The 16,726-nt window shown below is 61.6% G+C and carries 17 protein-coding genes, 1 tRNA gene and 1 riboswitch; of the genes, 9 read left to right on the top strand and 9 right to left on the bottom strand.

Features of this window, described 5'->3' with window-relative positions; genetic code table 11:
• Positions 1 to 14 precede the first annotated feature (14 nt).
• Together CBB63_RS13375 and CBB63_RS13380 are read left to right on the top strand one after the other, a co-directional pair.
• Positions 15 to 530, top strand: a complete 516-nt coding sequence (locus tag CBB63_RS13375; protein WP_286699510.1) for a DUF421 domain-containing protein — start codon at positions 15 to 17, stop codon at positions 528 to 530.
• Between the two features lie 61 nt (positions 531 to 591).
• Positions 592 to 1,686, top strand: a complete 1,095-nt coding sequence (locus CBB63_RS13380; protein ID WP_286699511.1) for a (S)-2-hydroxy-acid oxidase — start codon at positions 592 to 594, stop codon at positions 1,684 to 1,686.
• On the opposite strand, the gene CBB63_RS13385 is transcribed toward CBB63_RS13380, so the two are convergent.
• From CBB63_RS13385 to CBB63_RS13420, 8 genes are all read right to left on the bottom strand, one after another.
• Entirely contained in the window at positions 1,667 to 2,482 is an 816-nt protein-coding gene (locus CBB63_RS13385) for an energy transducer TonB (RefSeq protein WP_009826209.1), read from the bottom strand. The genes CBB63_RS13380 and CBB63_RS13385 overlap by 20 nt on opposite strands.
• Positions 2,479 to 2,970 carry a TonB system transport protein ExbD gene (exbD, locus tag CBB63_RS13390; protein ID WP_286699512.1) on the bottom strand — a complete coding sequence of 164 codons (492 nt, stop codon included), beginning with the start codon at positions 2,968 to 2,970 and terminating at the stop codon, positions 2,479 to 2,481. Before exbD ends, CBB63_RS13385 begins: the two co-directional genes overlap by 4 nt.
• Positions 2,971 to 2,975: 5 nt before the next feature.
• Entirely contained in the window at positions 2,976 to 3,839 is an 864-nt protein-coding gene (gene exbB, locus CBB63_RS13395) for a tonB-system energizer ExbB (protein ID WP_286699513.1), read from the bottom strand.
• A 1-nt stretch (position 3,840) separates the two neighbouring features.
• Positions 3,841 to 4,524: a Fe2+-dependent dioxygenase gene (locus CBB63_RS13400; RefSeq protein ID WP_286699514.1), complete on the bottom strand. Its 684-nt coding sequence runs from the start codon at positions 4,522 to 4,524 to the stop codon at positions 3,841 to 3,843.
• 65 nt (positions 4,525 to 4,589) lie between these two features.
• Complete coding sequence (locus CBB63_RS13405) at positions 4,590 to 7,037, bottom strand: TonB-dependent receptor (protein ID WP_502695938.1); 2,448 nt, start codon at positions 7,035 to 7,037, stop codon at positions 4,590 to 4,592.
• Positions 7,038 to 7,202: 165 nt separating this feature from the next.
• Positions 7,203 to 7,679 carry a hypothetical protein gene (locus CBB63_RS13410; protein ID WP_005851872.1) on the bottom strand — a complete coding sequence of 159 codons (477 nt, stop codon included), beginning with the start codon at positions 7,677 to 7,679 and terminating at the stop codon, positions 7,203 to 7,205.
• Positions 7,676 to 7,840: a hemin uptake protein HemP gene (hemP, locus tag CBB63_RS13415; RefSeq protein WP_009826214.1), complete on the bottom strand. Its 165-nt coding sequence runs from the start codon at positions 7,838 to 7,840 to the stop codon at positions 7,676 to 7,678. The genes CBB63_RS13410 and hemP overlap by 4 nt, the downstream gene beginning before the upstream one ends.
• A gap of 357 nt (positions 7,841 to 8,197) precedes the next feature.
• On the bottom strand, positions 8,198 to 9,841 hold the full coding sequence (locus CBB63_RS13420) for a BCCT family transporter (protein WP_009826215.1): 1,644 nt from the start codon (positions 9,839 to 9,841) through the stop codon (positions 8,198 to 8,200).
• 366 nt (positions 9,842 to 10,207) lie between these two features.
• Between CBB63_RS13420 and CBB63_RS13425 the strand changes: the two genes are divergently transcribed.
• The 3 genes from CBB63_RS13425 to CBB63_RS13435 all read left to right on the top strand — a co-directional run bounded on the left by CBB63_RS13425 (position 10,208) and on the right by CBB63_RS13435 (position 13,150).
• Complete coding sequence (locus CBB63_RS13425) at positions 10,208 to 10,969, top strand: lysozyme family protein (protein WP_180828813.1); 762 nt, start codon at positions 10,208 to 10,210, stop codon at positions 10,967 to 10,969.
• 36 nt (positions 10,970 to 11,005) lie between these two features.
• A riboswitch (cobalamin riboswitch) is annotated at positions 11,006 to 11,183 on the top strand.
• Between the two features lie 50 nt (positions 11,184 to 11,233).
• Entirely contained in the window at positions 11,234 to 11,914 is a 681-nt protein-coding gene (gene bluB / locus CBB63_RS13430; RefSeq protein ID WP_286699516.1) for a 5,6-dimethylbenzimidazole synthase, read from the top strand.
• A 237-nt stretch (positions 11,915 to 12,151) separates the two neighbouring features.
• The gene (locus tag CBB63_RS13435) at positions 12,152 to 13,150 is read left to right on the top strand and encodes a hypothetical protein (RefSeq protein ID WP_009826218.1); all 999 of its coding nucleotides are present in this window, start codon (positions 12,152 to 12,154) and stop codon (positions 13,148 to 13,150) included.
• Between the two features lie 202 nt (positions 13,151 to 13,352).
• Here the strand turns inward: CBB63_RS13435 and CBB63_RS13440 are convergent.
• Positions 13,353 to 13,427 (bottom strand) — tRNA-Thr (locus tag CBB63_RS13440).
• An 84-nt stretch (positions 13,428 to 13,511) separates the two neighbouring features.
• Between CBB63_RS13440 and CBB63_RS13445 the strand changes: the two genes are divergently transcribed.
• The 4 genes from CBB63_RS13445 to hisD form a co-directional block, all read left to right on the top strand.
• A complete protein-coding gene (locus CBB63_RS13445; protein WP_009826219.1) occupies positions 13,512 to 13,712 on the top strand; it encodes a hypothetical protein in 201 nt (66 codons plus the stop codon).
• A 3-nt stretch (positions 13,713 to 13,715) separates the two neighbouring features.
• Positions 13,716 to 14,987, top strand: a complete 1,272-nt coding sequence (gene murA / locus CBB63_RS13450) for a UDP-N-acetylglucosamine 1-carboxyvinyltransferase (RefSeq protein ID WP_037943535.1) — start codon at positions 13,716 to 13,718, stop codon at positions 14,985 to 14,987.
• Complete coding sequence (locus tag CBB63_RS13455) at positions 14,984 to 15,454, top strand: DUF2948 family protein (RefSeq protein WP_005851890.1); 471 nt, start codon at positions 14,984 to 14,986, stop codon at positions 15,452 to 15,454. Before murA ends, CBB63_RS13455 begins: the two co-directional genes overlap by 4 nt.
• 81 nt (positions 15,455 to 15,535) lie before the next feature.
• Positions 15,536 to 16,726: histidinol dehydrogenase (gene hisD, locus CBB63_RS13460; protein ID WP_286699517.1), on the top strand; the 1,191-nt coding region annotated here is incomplete at its 3' end.

Genomic DNA, 16,726 nt, shown 5'->3' on the forward strand with positions numbered 1-16,726 from the left:
AAAGAAGGAATTATATGTTTTTCGACAATACGGTACTGGATGTTCTGGCCCGCGGCTTCGTGCTGAGCGGTGTTGCGCTGATCTGGATCATCCTCATGGTGCGGATCGTCGGGCTCAATTCCTTCTCCAAAATGACGAACTTCGACTTTGTGACCACCATCGCCTTCGGCTCTTTGCTGGCGGGGGCGGCGCAAGCGTCGGATTGGACGGCGTACTTCCAGACTTTGGTTGCGACCGCTTGCCTGTTCCTTTTCCAGTTCGGCTTATCTTATCTGCGTCGTCGGTCAGAAACCGCTTTGCATACCATCCAGAACGCGCCGGTCTATCTGATGGAGAATGGCAAGATCTGCGAAGAGGCGATGCGGGTCAATCGTGTGTCGCGCAGTGACCTGATGGAGAAGCTGCGCGAATCCAACGTCATGCGGCTGAGCGATGTGCGTGCCGCCGTGTTCGAGACGACGGGCGAAGTCTCTGTTCTATGCGGGGACGAGGTGGATGACGCGATGCTGGAGTACGTCCAACGCGTCTAACCGATATACCTGAGTATTTAAGTCGCTTGTGGCGGCGGGCGTTTTGCGCGATCTGTGGGCTATGCCTGTGACCTTATCAGATTTCGAAGCCTCCGCCCACGCGACCCTTGCCGCTGATGTGTTTGCCTACCTTGAAGGCGGCGCAGAAGGGGAGCTGTCGCTGCGCCAGAACCGCGCCAGCTTTGGCCGGATCGGAGTGTTGCCGCGCCTGTTGGCAGACTGTGCAGGCGGCCATACGCGCACGACGATATTGGGGCAGCCCGCGGCGCATCCGATCATGGTCGCGCCAATGGCATTCCAACGGCTGTTTCACACGGAAGGGGAAACTGCGACGGCACTGGCCGCTGCCGCGCAGGAGGCGGTGATGGTGGTCAGCTGCCAGACCAGCACCGCGCCCGAAGACATCGCTACCATCCCCGGGCGACGCTGGTTCCAACTCTATATGCAGGCGGATCACGATAGCACGATGACCTTGGTCAACCGCGCGGTGGACTGCGGGGCAGAGGCGCTGGTGGTGACACTTGACGCCCCGATCAACGGCCTGCGCGACCGCGAGGTTGCCGCGGGCTTTGCGCTGCCGGATGGCGTGCGTCCCGTGATGCTGGACCTGCTGCCGCAACCGCCGCGACCGCAGTTGCAAGACGGGCAGAGCGTGGTGTTCGACGGGATGATGGTCTTTGCCCCCACATGGGCAGACCTGACGCGGCTGATTGCGGACAGCCCCGTTCCGGTGATCATCAAAGGCTGTCTGCGTGCCGCGGATGCGCGGCTGTTTGTCGATGCCGGTGTTGCGGGGATCATCGTTTCAAACCACGGAGGCAGGGTGCTGGATACCGTTCCCGCCCCCGTCACGCAGTTGGCCGCCGTGGTGCAGGCGGTGGGACAGGATGTGCCGGTCTATCTGGATGGCGGAATCCGGCGCGGGAGCGATGTGTTCAAGGCGCTGGCGTTGGGGGCCGAGGCTGTGCTGGTCGGTCGCCCCGTGATGCACGGGTTGATCGTCGACGGGGCACGCGGCGCCAGTCAGGTGTTGCGTCGTTTGCGGGACGAGCTGGAAGTGACGATGGCCCTATGCGGCTGCGCAACGGTTGCGGACATCACCCCCGATATGATCACAGCCTTCGGCGGCGACCCGATCAGCGAAAGCGATAGCTGATCGGGATTGCCAGATTGAACGGGCCGGCACCCATGGCAGAGGGCGGGCGCGGCAGTGTTTGCAGCCGGTCAAAGATATCCAGCGCCGCCTGATCCAGCACTGGCCAGCCGGAGGATTTGGACACCTCGCGCGCTTTGATCTGACCGTATTGATCCAACGTGAAGGCCACGGTTGTGGTCCCCTCGGCGCGGGCTTCGCGGGCGCGGCGGGGATAATCCTTGGCGGCGTTTAACGCCAGAACCAGCGACTTTTGCCAATCCGTGATCTCTGCCCGTTCGGCATCTGTCAGGCCCTGTTCCTTGGCCGCGCTTTGGTCCTGTTCGTCCTGACCCGCGCTTGCCTTGGGGGCGGCAGCCGTGCTTTGCGCGGCGTTCTCGTTTTCGGTCTCTTCCTGCAACTCGGTCGGCGTTTCGGTCGCCTCCTTGTCGGTGTCGACTTCCTGATCGGGGTTGGCGATCTTGAACTGCAGTTCGGGGTCGTCCGGCGTGTGCGGTATCTGTGCCAGCAGCGGATCGTTTGACGCTTTGGCTTCCTCGCGTTCGGCCGGGCTTTCGAGCGTGGCTTGGCTATCCTCGGCGGGTGGCCCGTCGGGGAGGTCGGTTTCAGGCGCGGCCATGATCATCTCGACCTCGGCCAGATCGATCAGCTCGCGGCCCTGAATGCCCGCTTCTTCCGGTGGCTCGTAGGCCGCGGCCTGTGTCAGCCAAAGTGCGACCAGCGCGCCATGCACGCCGATGCTCAGCCCGGCCCCCAGCATCAACCCGGCACCATATCGCGGGGCGTAGGCAAAGCTCATTCTGCGGCGTCCTGCGCAGCGGGGGCAGGGGGAGCGGTTGCCACGTCACCTGCCGCCGCAGGGGCGGCCCCGCCCTCGTCCTCAAGCCCGACGAGGCCGATCTTCAGATAGCCTTCGCTGCGCATGCGGTTCATCACGGCCATCACCTCGCCATAGGGAACCGACCGATCGGCATTGATATAGATGCGCGTGCCCAGATCCAGACGGGCCAGGATGCCAAGCCGCATGTTCAGATCCCCCAAAGACACCTCTTCTTCGCCCACGCTCAGGCTGAGGTCCTGATGGATGGTGACAAAGACCGGATCATCGGGGCGCGGCGCGGGTTTGCCGGTGGCGACCGGCAGCTCTACGTTGACGTCCACGGTAGACAGCGGGGCCGCCACCATAAAGATGATCAGCAGGACCAGCATCACGTCGATAAACGGTGTGATGTTGATATCCGCATTGGGGGCAAGATCGTCGCCGCCGTCAGAAAGTCGCACGCCCATCGGGGTTACTCCGCTGCCAGTTTGGTGGCGATATCAGCGGTGGTATGGGGCACGCCGGCGGTACGCTCTGCACGGTCCAGATCACGTGACAGGCAGCGTTCCACCAGCGCCGCGGCATCCCCCACACGCGCACGGTAGCCNGTGACGACGCGGGTGATGTGGTTATAAAGCAGCACGGCGGGGATCGCGGCGACCAGACCGATGGCGGTGGCCAGCAGCGCTTCGGCGATACCGGGGGCGACGACTGTCAAGCTGGTGCTGCCGCTTTCAGCGATGCCGATAAAGCTGTTCATGATGCCCCAGACCGTGCCGAAAAGCCCGATGAACGGTGCCGTCGACCCGATNGAGCCCAAGATNATCGCACCAGACTGCATCGCGCGCGCGGCCCCCGCTTCGATCCGCGAAAGTTCGGAGGCGACGCGTTCCTTGATGCCCGCCTTGTTCAACCCGTCAGAGATGTCGATCTCGGCCAAAGCGGCGCGGATCATGGCGCGCATGGGGCCGGAAAAGGATTTCGCCTGCGCGCCTTTGACGGCACCTGCCTTGGCAAGCTTGCGGTAGGACCGGCGCAGCCGCGCGTTGGCCCAGCTGACCTGCAGGATCTTGCCCGCCCACACGGCCNAACCCAGAACCGAGGCGATGGCCAGCCCGAACATCACCGCCTTCACGACGATATCGGCCCCCATGAACATCGCNAGCGGCGAATGGCCNCCCTGTTGCGCNGCNACGCGCATCGGCTCGGACAGGGCAGGGCCGATCCATTCGTCAGCCCATGTGATCAGCGCGATATTGACCGACGCGGTGTCGGCTGNGGCCAGTTGCGGCGTAGCGACAAGGACGGCCGCCAGAAGGATGCTTGGAAATTTCATATCAGGTCTCTGCCCATTGTCGGATGAGGTTGTGGTAGATGCCGGTCAGGCGCACAGCGGTCGGGTCGTTCAGACCCGCGCTGGCCGACAGCTCTTGGATGGATTGATCCAGATCGAAGAGAATCTCGCGCTGGCCGCCGTCGCGGATCATCGACTGNACCCAGAAGAAGGACGCAACACGCGCACCACGGGTGACAGGCGTGACCTGATGCAGCGAGGTTGACGGATAAAGCACGCAGTGCCCCGCCGGNAGTTTGACCGACTGGGTGCCGTAGTTGTCTTCGATGACCAGCTCGCCACCGTCATAGTCGTCGGGGTCATTCAGGAACAGCGTGCACGACAGGTCGGTCCGCAGGCGCTGGCCGGTTTGCGGGTTCACGCGGATGGCGTTGTCGACATGCACGCCGAAGGTCTCTGCCTCTTCGTAGCGGTTGAACATCGGGGGCAGGACATGCAGCGGGAGGGCAGCGGAAACCCACGTGGGGTTGCCCATCAACCGCTGGAGCACCAGCGTCTGCAGATCAGGCAGAACGGGGCTGTCGAGGGGAATTTGCTGATTGCGCTTGGTTTGCGCCGATTGCGCGCCGGCGGTGTTGCGGCCGTCGTCCCATTGGGCCGTGTCGATCACNGNTCGGATATGGGCAACTTCCTGCGNTGACAGGATATTTTCGACGCAAAGCAACATGGTGTATCCTTTCNAGGGGATCGGCNGGCGGCGCGGGTCTGCGCCGCCNGCCTTGGGTGTGTGGTTTAGAACTTCATGCTGACAGAGATGGACGCAGAGCGACCCGGTGCCACATAGACGAACGGCGTGCCGGAGCGGTACAGCGCGTCATAGTAGGTTTCGTCCAGCACGTTATCGATGCGGAAGTTGACCGAGGCATCATCCGTGATGTGGTAATCCGCCATCAGGTCAAAGCGCCAGTAGCTTGGCAGCTCGTTGCCGTTGGTGGCCGCGAATGTGCCGCCCTGAACGCTGCCGCGCCATGTGGCTTGGCCGCCAAAGCTCCACTGGTCGTTNTAGTCGTAACGGGCCAGTACGTTGAANTGCTCGTGCGCGATATTCGCGAACTCTTCGCCAACGTTGTCGGGGTTGCTGCTTTTCAGCACTTCGCTGTCCATCAGGGTCGCACCGCCGAACAGGCTCAGCTTTTCGGTGATGTTGCCGCCAAAGCCCAGTTCGATCCCGCGGACGCGGTATTCGCCGGTCGCGGTGGTCACAACAGGTGCGCCGCGGCCGCCTGTGCTTTCACGGGCGTTGTCCTTGGTGGTCTGGAACAGCGCAGCGGTGGCGGTCAGGTTGCCGAACTGCCATTTGGTGCCCAGTTCNATCGCGGTGTTTTCTTCAGGCTCCAGCAGCAGGTTCGAGGAATCGATCCCGTTGTANCTGCCGCCGCCTGCGTCCAGTTCATCCCCGACNGGGTTGGTGGAGGTGGCATAGGACAGGTAGATCGACCCGTTGTCGCGGGGTTTCCAGACAACACCGGCATTCCAGTTGAACATGGTGTCATCGCGCGACAGCGTATCGGCACCGGCTTCCGTGGTGGTCCGGCTGACGCTGTAGTCATCCAGACGGGCACCAAGGTTCAACTGCCACTGGGGGTTAAAGGTGATCGTGTCGTTCAGATACAGCGACCGTGTGGTGACATCGGTCAGCGTCGCATCTGCGCTGCGGACAGGTGTCGCTGTNGAACAGCCGCTGNNNTCGGGNTTGTAGATNGCGACNGNGCACCCTGCCAAATTGTCTTCGACAGTGCCGCCCCCCACTTCGGAGGATAGGCCGACATAGCCNCGCTGGCTGATCTCTTCACGCGAAAGCGCGAAGCCCGCNATCATGTCNTGGCGCGCCGACCCGGTGTTGAAACCAAAAGAAAGCTCGCTGGTGTTCGACGCCACTTCGTTGACCTGATACCGGCTTTTGGGGGAGGCCGTCAGCGTCCAGTTCTGCGGATCGGCATCCGAAGTGTCAGGGCGTTCAGGCGCCGACACGATATAGTCGTTCTCGGTCCGGCTGAGACGGGAGCGGTTGGTGAATGTCATGCCCGGTGTGATTTCAAAGGTCGCGCCGAAGGTGGCAACGCTTTGTGTCGCATCGTGGAAATCGCGGTCTGGGTTGCCGTAGAAGGTGTCTCGGTCCAGCGTCGGACGGCCTGCAGCGGATTCGGTGAAGGGCACGCCGTTGGTGCCATCCCATGGCACACCCCAGTCTGGCATCTGTTTCATTTGCAGCTGGTAGGCTTCGAAATCCAGTGTCAGACGGTCGGTCGCTTCGTATTCGGCAGCGATGGACAGACCTAGACGGTCGTCTTTGCTCCCGTCGCGGCCGGCAACGTCACTCACTTGGGCGACGGCACCGATGCGGGTCTTGAAGCGGTCGTTCCAGACCTTGTTCCAGTCGACTTCCTGACGCGCCAGATCGGCGGTGCCAAAAGTCGTGGTGGTTTTGACAAAGTCCGTATCCTGCGCCTCTTTGGTCACCAGATTGACCGCGCCGCCGGTGGTCGAGCGCCCACCGATGGAGCCAGACGGGCCTTTGGTGATCTCGACCTGTTCGGCCATGAATGTTTCGCGCACGGCAACGCCGGAATCACGCACGCCGTCGATGAAGACGTCGTTGGAGGATCGGAAGCCGCGGATGAACAGAACGTCGCCGAATGCGTTGCCGCCTTCGCCGGTGCCCAATGTGATGCCGGGGGTGGTGCGGGCGAGCTCGCGCACCGATGTCGCGTTCTTGTCGCGCAGCACTTCCTGGGTAACTGCGGTAACGGTGCGCGGTGTATCGACCAGCGGTTGCGTCAGCAGCGAGTTGCCCGATTGGACGGCCTGATATCCGGCTTCGGGGTTGGCGTAGGGCGACAGACCGTTCTCGCCGGCGACGGGCGCGGCGGGGGCGGCAGCAACGGGGGCCTCGGCCACGACGGGTGCAGGGGCGGGTGCCGGTGTCGCGCGGGGGGCAGGGGCCGCCGCGGCGCGTTTCTTGGCGGGTTGTGGCTTGGGCTTGGCGGCCTGCGGCTCGGAGGTTTCAACCTCGATACCGGGAAGCAGCAGCGGCTCGTCGCTGGATTGCGCATAAAGTGCTGCAGGAGACGTCGCGCCGATGGCGGCGGCCGTCATCATGCCGATGCTGCGGCTGGCCGTGTGGCCACGCAAGCTGTGTGGTGTTTTCGTCTGAGTCATATCGCCCTCGTCATTGCCCATTCGGGCTGTTTTTAGGGGGCTGGTCTGGACGATTGGCTACCTATTCACGGGCGGGTTACTAAGGCTGATAAAAACAATCAAGTATTAAACTTCGGCAACCTTACAAAAATTTCAATGGGTTGTAGCGTTGCACATAAGGCGTCGATCGGGCGCGAGAAGCGCCCGTTAATGCAGCGTCGGTGCTGCTTCCATTTGCGCGACCTCGCTTGGCGCGCTCAGGCGCATCCGTTTGAGCGCCAGCCCGAAATCCGCAGCAAGCGATGCCACCAGCGGGGCCATATCGGCGCGGACCAGCAGGGTCGCGATCAGCATCGCGTCTTCGCGCTGTCCGTCCGTGGCTGTCGCGATGAAGTTCGCAAAGCAGGATTCGTCCGATCCCAGACATTTGCACGTGACCGAATGGCGCATCAAAGGCCGCCGCCCGAACCGTGCACAAAGCGAGCATAGCTGTTCAAACGTAGCGAGCGCCTTGCTCCCGTTGGTGTGGCCGAGGACGCTGGCAAAATCGCTGCTGACTTTTTCCTGTGCGTCAGGCCCGTCACACCACATCCGCAAATAGATGACCGACGCGGCCTGAAGGCTGTCCAGCTCTGTGATGAACCCTACCGGGGCACCGCCGGGGTGCTGATGTGCGTCATTCATTTGGTCAGGATCAATTTGCCAGCGCGTGTGATCCGCAGGGTGTAGGTCTGGGTATCCAGCACGATTTGGGCGAGATCTCCGCCTTCGGTCAGGTCGCGGGCAGAGTAGGTCGGCAGCGCGTTCATCGGGGCTTGGGTCTTTGGGGGGGCATGAAATGTCATAGGGCTGCTCTATCAATGGTCATGGAAAAGGAACGTTGCACGCGGCACCGATCATCAGGCAGCCCTGCGGCTTGGTCCTGACGGTGAGCGGCAGTCTGCGTTCTGGGGAATGGTCTCATCGTGGGACTCCTCACATCATATGTGTCGGGCGTCCCCGTGGTCACGGGCGGGGTGGCTAGACGTTTCCATAAACCTGATTGAAATTATAGGGTATGTCAATCCGACAGTTTTAGTCGGAATACTTTGGGCGCATTTTTGTTTGTCTGTGTCGTGCAAAAGAATACCCCCCGCAGCACGGGGCGGCGGGGGGTATCAGGTGCTTTGACCGGCAAAGCACAAACGTCGGTAAGGGTTGCGTTATTGCGTCTTCATCTCGGCGCGCAGGCCGCGGAAGATTGCGTAGCACAGGAACAGCAGCACCACAGTAAAGGGCAATCCGGTAGAGATAACCATCGACTGAAGCGACTTGAGCCCGCCCGCAGACAGCAGCAACACGATCGCTACGGCACCTTCGAAGATGCACCAGAACACGCGCTGTGGCGCAGGTGCATCGACCTTGCCGCCTGCCGTGATCGTATCGATCACCAGCGAGCCGGAGTCAGACGAGGTCACGAAGAACACGATGACCAAGACGATCCCGATCAGCGATGTGATCCCGGCAAGCGGCAGCGCATCCAGCATGGCGAACAACTGGCGTGGCAGCTCGGCTTCTTGCGCGGCGGTGTAGCCGTCGCTGATCACCTGATCGATCGCAACGCCGCCAAAGACGCTCATCCACAGGACGCAAACGAGGCTCGGGATCAGCAGAACGCAGGTCAGGAACTCACGTACGGAACGGCCACGGCTGACGCGGGCGATGAACATGCCGACGAAAGGCGACCAGCTGATCCACCATGCCCAGTAGAACGATGTCCAGCCTTGCATAAAGTTCACGTCTTCACGGCCGATCGGATTGGACAGACCGGGCAGATATTCCGCATAGGCCAGCAGCGATGACCCGAAAGTCGACAGGATCGCCAGCGTTGGTCCGACCAGCAGCACGAAGGCCAACAGCAAAAACGCCAGACCCATGTTGATCTCTGACAGGACTTTGACCCCGCCATCAAGGCCGCGCAGCACGGATACGGTCGCAATCGCGGTGATGCCGGTGATCAGCAGAACCTGTGTTGTTGGACCAACCGCCACACCAAAGAGCTCGTTCAAGCCCGCGTTGGCTTGCGTGGCACCCAGACCAAGCGATGTCGCCAGACCAAAGAGCGTTGCAAATACGGCGAGAATATCGATCACGTGACCGGGCCAGCCCCAGACGCGCTCCCCCAGGATCGGGTAAAAGGCAGAGCGGATGGTCAGGGGAAGACCCTTGTTATAGCTGAACAGCGCCAGCGCCAGACCAACAACGGCATAGATCGCCCAGGGGTGCAGGCCCCAGTGGTAGATCGTGGCCGCCATACCCAGACGAACCGCTTCGGCCTGATCGCCCGCGGCCGCGCCCAAAGGTGCCCAATCGGTGCGCAGACCGTCTTCGCCAACAGCAGTGCCACCCATGGAACTCGAGAAATGCGATAGCGGTTCAGAGACGCCATAGAACATCAGGCCGATGCCCATGCCCGCCGCGAACAGCATCGAGAACCATCCAAGGTAGGTATAGTCGGGGCTTGCTTCGGCCCCGCCAAGACGCACACGGCCCAAAGGCGTGACGATCAGGAACAGGCAGAACAGCACAAAGATGTTGCCGGCAGAGATAAAGAACCAGTCAAAGCCCTTTGTCACCGACGAGAACAGCCATGTGAACAGCGCGCCAGACTGTTCGGGCAGCGCGAGTGTATAGAATACAAAGGCAACAATACACACACCCGAGATCGCGAAGACCGGGTTGTGAATGTCGAAGCCGAAGGGCCCCACGCTGCCTTCTTTGTTGTCTTGGCCGATCTCGTAATCCGTGTCGATTACGGCAGCGGCCCCGTCGGGTGTCGGGATACCCGGCGACGTTTCATCTGTCATTAGATGCTCTCCATTTTATGTATTTGCGACTAATCATAGCGCAACTCCGACAAAACGACCACCGCTGCGCGGGAAATAAGTAAATGAATATCATGGCTTAGCCCCCGGATGCGGGCTTGACGCCCCGTTTGCGGGTCGCGGGCTATGCGTTTTTTCCGTGCTTTACCGCGAATCCCCTCTTTGGATTCGGGTGAAACACCGAGGCGGTTCCGCGTGCCGCACTGCCCACGCCCGTCTGAACGGAGGGGGCAACCGCACCGCGGGATAGCGCCCTATCCCAAAAGATATGCCGCCCTATCCATCCATGGCCCCGACCCACCTGCTTGCGCAAATGAAAGCGCGGTCGTCTGCGGTCACCATGGTCCCATGACAAATTTTTTCATCATGGGGGATGATATGAAAGTTACTTGCACACTACCAATTATCGCAACCGCGGCACTTCTGGCCGCTACCACTGTCAGCGCCGAAGGGTTCAGCCTGTCCGGTGCGCGCTCTGCCATGCAAAGCGACATCTCGTTCAACGTCATGCAATCCGCAGGGCAGGGCCAGATCAAGCTGCGCCATAAGATCCAGCCCAAAGCGCAGGTCCGCTCCAAAACCGTGAGCAGCCGCAGCCGGTCTTTCCAAGAGCTCAGCGGGGTCAGCACTGCCGCGGACCTCAAAAGCCTCATCGCTTGGGCCGAGGCGGGTCCAAAGGGCTATGACGCCGTGCAATACGGGGCCAAACGGCTGCCGCCACAGCGTCCGACGCAAATGACCATCGGCGAAATCTACCGCTGGATCGACCGCACGCCGGGCCAGCCGCATGCCATCGGTCGATACCAATTCATTCCATCCACGCTGCGCAGTCTGGTGCGACAGGCGGGCCTGAGCAAGAATGACCGCTTTACCTCGGCGGTTCAGGATGGGCTGGCGGATATCCTTTTGGTCGATGCGGGATTTAACGCCTTCAAGAAGGGCAAGATCAGCCGCCACCGCTTTATGGAAAACCTCGCACGTATCTGGGCCGGTTTCCCGACCTCTAACGGGCGGTCCTATTATCACGGCTATGCAGGCAACAAGGCCGTCATCTCGTGGAACGAGTTCGACGCCGTAATGAAGAAGATTTTCGCAACCAAACGCGGCTGATCCCCGCGTTAGGGCTTGTTCCGGGCGGACAGCCGTGGCCCAATGGCCGGGTCTGGTGTCCGCCTCGCGGAAGAATCGGGAAGCTGGTGAAACTCCGGCACGTGCCCAACGCTGTAACGGGGATGGTTTGCGCATAGGCCACTGGAATATTCCGGGAAGGCGCGCGGATCAGGCGACCCTAAGTCAGAAGACCGGCCAGACAGTACAGCTTGCCCCGCATGGACAGCGGGATTGGCGCATAAACGTATTGTTGGGGACTGAACAATGCCGATACCCTCTGCGCTGGCACCCGCCGCGCCTTTTTCAGATGCTGAACGCGACGCCGTCTACAAGGCGATCTTTACCCGCCGCGATGTACGCGATCAGTTTTTACCCGATCCACTGGCCGAGGATGTGTTGCACCGCATACTGACCGCCGCGCATCACGCACCGTCCGTCGGGTTGTCACAGCCGTGGAATTTCATCGTCATCCGGGATCAGGCCGCACGCGATCAGGTCTGGCAAGCCTTCAACCGCGCCAACGAGGAAGCCGCCCAGATGTTCGAGGGCGACCGCCAGACAACCTATAGGTCGCTGAAGCTCGAAGGCATCCGCAAGGCACCGGTCAATATCTGCGTGACCTGTGACCGCAGCCGTGGTGGTAAGGTCGTGCTGGGGCGCACCCATAATCAAAGCATGGATCTTTATAGCACCGTCTGCGCGATCCAGAACCTCTGGCTTGCCGCCCGCGCCGAGGGCATCGGGATGGGCTGGGTCAGCGTGTTCCGCGATGCCGATCTGCGTGATCTGCTTAAGATCCCCGACCGGATAGAAATCGTCGGCTATCTGTGTTTGGGCCATGTGGAGGAGCTTTACCAGACGCCCGAACTTGAGGTGAAAGGCTGGAGCAAACGGCTGCCCGTGGACGAGATGATCTTTGACGGCACGTGGCAGGGCGATCCTTAGGCGGTTCCTCGTCGTTCGCGACGTCACCTCTCGCGGTGCGGGTATTTTGTACCATCAGCGGAACCACGCCGGTTCCCTGACGTTGCCTTTGTGAAGCCGACGCATACCGCGTCCGGCACGCAAAGAGGAAGTATTCAAAATGGGCGGTATCATTTATCTCGTTGGTCTTGTGGTCGTGGTTATGGCGGTGCTGTCGCTGGTCGGCTTGGCGTAATCAAACGCCGGGGAGGCATTTACATGAACACGACACTCACTGAAAAAACTGCCGATGGATCCTATGTCGACTGGCCCGCAATTTTCGCGGGCACTGTTGTCGCTGTGGCGATCGGCCTCTTGCTGACCACCTTCGGCGCGGCGCTTGGCCTGTCGTCGATCACGCTGGACGGAACCGACAATTCATCGACGCTTGAACTGGTGCTGACCGCGCTGTGGATGGTGATCACGCTGGTCGCCTCCTATCTGGCCGGTGGTTATATCGCGGGCCGCATGCGCCGCCGCGTCGAAAGCGCTACGGATGATGAAGTCACTGCACGTGACGGGATCAACGGTCTGGTTGTTTGGGGCCTCGGGTCTGTGATCACCGCCGTGATGCTATCCAGCGCGCTGAGCTTTGCAGCCAATACTGCGGGCAACGTCGCAGCGGGTGCAGGCAAAGCGGCTGGTACGGTCGTCGAAGCTGCGGGCTCTGCCGTGGGAGGTGCTGCCTCCGGACTGGCCGATGCGGCGGGTGCTGCAATCCCGGATGAGGCCAAAAATGACCCGACAGATTACCTGTCGAACCAGCTTTTGCGCCCCAATCAGGTCGACCCGCTTACAGCCGATCCCGAGCAACTGGCAGAGCAGACCGCCAGCATCGTCGCCAATATCTACCGCACGGGTGAGGTCAGCGAGGAAGACCGGACCTATCTTGCCGGCGCTGTTGCCGCACGCACCGATCTGACCCAGGCTCAGGCGAAAGAGCGTGTGGACCAGATTGTGACCCAAGCGCAGGAAGCACGTCAGGAAGTCGAAGACGCTGTAGCCGCTGCCAAGGCCGAGGCTGAACAAGCCGCGGCAGAGGCGAAAGACGCGGCGGTTGAAGCTGCGCGAACCGCGCGTAACGCCGGTATCCTGACCGCCTTTGTGCTGGCCGCCGCGTCGCTGATTGCCGGTGTGGCATCTGTTGCAGGGTCGGTCCATGGGGGCCGCCACCGCGATCAGGGCCGTCTTTTTGCCGGTCTGACATATCGCGGCTAAATTGCTTCACGTGAAAACCGAAACCCCGGCGGCGCAAGCAGTCGGGGTTTTCTTATGCCATCGTGATTCGGGATGTTCCGGGGCAGGGAACGCTGCGACGCCTTCAGGCGCATCCATGGCACATGCCAAAACCGCAACGCCAGCAAAATAAGGCCAGCTAAATAAGGCATCAGGGCAAAGCGATATGTTTAAAGGAGGGATCTGGTGCTGAAGGGGAGGATTGAACTCCCGACCTCGTCATTACCAATGACGCGCTCTACCACTGAGCTACTCCAGCACTGTGGGCGGGTGATTAGACCCATTCGCAATATGGTGCAAGCGTAATCTGGACCATATCGGTCCGCTGCGCTAGACAATCGACATGTCAAAGGATACCGCCCCACAAAAGCCGCCAAAACCCAATGTATTGCGGGAAGACAGGCTGAAAGCCGCGCTGAAAGCCAATATGGGCCGACGCAAGGCGCAAGCGCGTGCGCGCAGCGACAAAAGCCAAAGCGACGACACGCAAAATAATAACGCGCAGACAGATAACGGGCCGACCGGCCAAACCAAGGAAGGCTGAAGGATGGATTCGATTGTGGTCAAAGGCGGCGGTGCGCTGTCGGGACAAATTCCGATTGCGGGGGCCAAGAACGCCTGTCTGACGCTTATGCCCGCGACCCTGCTGTCCGAAGAGCCGCTGACGCTGACCAACGCGCCGCGCCTGTCCGACATCCGCACCATGACCGAATTGCTGCGGTCCCTTGGGGCAGAGGTGACATCGATGCAGGACGGTCAGGTTCTGGCGATGTCGTGTCATGGCGAGATCAACACACGCGCCGAATATGACATCGTGCGCAAGATGCGCGCGTCGAACCTTGTGCTGGGGCCGCTGCTGGCCCGCGAAGGCCACGCGCAGGTATCACTGCCGGGCGGCTGCGCGATTGGTGCGCGTCCGATGGATATTCACACCGATGGTCTGGCCCTGATGGGCGCAGAGATCGACTTGCGTGACGGCTATCTGCACGCCAAGGCGCAAGGCGGGGCATTGAAAGGTGCGGTCATCGACTTCCCCTTTGCCTCTGTCGGCGCGACCGAGAACATCATGATGGCTGCGACTTTGGCCAAGGGCACGACGGTGATCAACAACGCCGCGCGCGAGCCCGAGATCGTGGATCTCGCGGATTGTTTGCGTGCTATGGGCGCGCAGATTGAAGGCGACGGCACCAGCCGGATCGAGATTCAGGGCGTTGACCGTCTGCATGGGGCCACCCACCGTGTTGTGACCGACCGGATCGAACTGGGCACCTATATGCTCGCCCCTGCGATGTGTGGTGGCGAGGTTGAATTGCTGGGCGGGCGCATCGACCTGCTGTCGGCTTTCTGCGAAAAGCTTGACGCGGCAGGGATCGACGTGACCGAGACGGACAAGGGTCTGAAAGTCGCGCGGCGCAATGGCGTGATCAACGCGGTGAATGTCACGACTGAACCTTTCCCCGGTTTCCCCACCGACCTGCAAGCCCAGATGATGGCGCTGCTGTGTACGGCGGACGGTACCTCGGTGCTGGAAGAGAAAATCTTCGAGAACCGCTTTATGCACGCGCCCGAGCTGATCCGCATGGGGGCCGATATCGAGGTCCACGGCGGCACCGCGACGGTTCACGGGGTCAAAAAGCTGAAAGGTGCGCCGGTGATGGCGACCGATCTGCGCGCGTCGATTTCCCTGATCCTTGCCGGTATGGCCGCCGAAGGCGAAACGCGCGTAAGCCGTGTCTACCATCTGGATCGCGGGTACGAACATGTGGTGGCGAAACTGCGCGGCGTGGGCGCAAATATTGAACGGATCAAAGACCAATGACCGAAGATGCACGTTTCGAAGACGGGCGCGAAGCCCCGCTGAACCTCGGCGCGCTGGATGCCGATGACCTCAAGGTGATCTCCTCGCTGGCGCAGGATGCTGTGTTTCCGGGATCGGAAATGCGCTGGCTGCAAAAAGAGGGGCGCTTTGCCCTGCTGCTGAACCGCGTGCGGTGGGAAGACGCGGGCAAGTCGCGCCACGCCCCGGAACGCGTGCAAACAATCTTGATGTTCAGCAACGTGCAGCGCGTGTCCAGCCAGGGCGTGAACAAGGGGGATGCGGATACCATCCTGTCGCTGTTGCAGATCGAATTTACCGAAACCGATGCGCCCTCGGGCGACGTGCTGCTGACCCTCGCGGGGGACGGTGTCATCCGGCTGACGGTCGAAGCGCTGGATGTGACCTTGAAGGATGTGACGCGCCCCTATGTGGCCCCGTCGCGCAAGCTGCCGGAACATCCGGCCTAAGCGTTCTTCCACATTCTTTGCCGTGCGGGGTGCCCGCGTGGCATCCCTTCAAAGCCCATTGCACGTTGCAAAGGACATCCGATGCCCCAATTCCTAGACTTCGATCAGCCCGATTTCGAACAGGCGTTCACCGCGCTGCTCTCTGCCAAACGTGAAGACAGCCCCGACGTGGACGACACGGTGGCCGAGATCATCGCACATGTGCGGTCCAAGGGCGATGCCGCGGTGATCGAGCTGACCCAGAAGTTCGACCGCATCGCGCTGACCCCCGACACCCTGCGCATCACCGCGGCAGAGGTCGACGCCGCGATTGCCGAAGTCTCGGACGCGGATCGCACAGCGCTTGAGCTCGCCGCGGCGCGTATCCGTGCCTATCACGAGCGGCAGCTGCCCGAGGATGCGCAGTGGCAGGACGACACTGGTGCCACGCTCGGCTGGCGGTGGAGCGCGGTATCCGCCGCAGGGCTTTATGTGCCCGGTGGTCTGGCAAGCTATCCTTCCTCTGTCTTGATGAACGCGATCCCGGCCAAGGTCGCGGGGGTAGAACGGCTTGCGATGGTCGTGCCCACGCCGGACGGGGTGTTGAACCCGCTGGTGTTGCTGGCTGCGCGGCTGGCGGGCGTTGACGAGATTTACCGCATCGGTGGGGCGCAGGCGGTGGCGGCGCTGGCCTATGGCACCGACACGATTCCCCCCGTCGACAAGATCACCGGCCCCGGCAATGCCTATGTCGCTGCCGCGAAACGGCGGGTGTTCGGCAAGGTGGGCATCGACATGATCGCGGGCCCGTCCGAAATTCTGGTGATCGCGGATGGGGACAACGATGCTGACTGGATCGCCCTTGATCTGCTCAGCCAGTCCGAACACGACGAAAGCGCCCAATCGATCCTGATCACCACGGACAAGGCCTTTGGCCGCGCGGTTTCGGATGCTGTGGATGCACGGCTGGAAACGCTGGAACGGCGCGCGATTGCGGGCACCAGCTGGCGCGAGAACGGGGCGATCATTACCGTGCCGGATCTGGCGACAGCCGCCAAGCTGAGCAACCGTATCGCGCCTGAACACCTTGAACTTTGCGTCGCGGATGTGGATGCGCTAAGCGCGCAGATCACCCACGCGGGGGCGATTTTCCTTGGTCAATGGACGCCTGAGGCGATTGGCGATTACGTTGGCGGGCCGAACCACGTGCTGCCCACGGCGCGCTCTGCGCGGTTTTCCAGCGGGCTGTCGGTGCTGGACTTTATGAAGCGCACGACACTGGCACGGATGACG

The organism is Sulfitobacter sp. TMED3, from assembly GCF_002167505.1.
Lineage (GTDB): Bacteria > Pseudomonadota > Alphaproteobacteria > Rhodobacterales > Rhodobacteraceae > Sulfitobacter > Sulfitobacter pontiacus.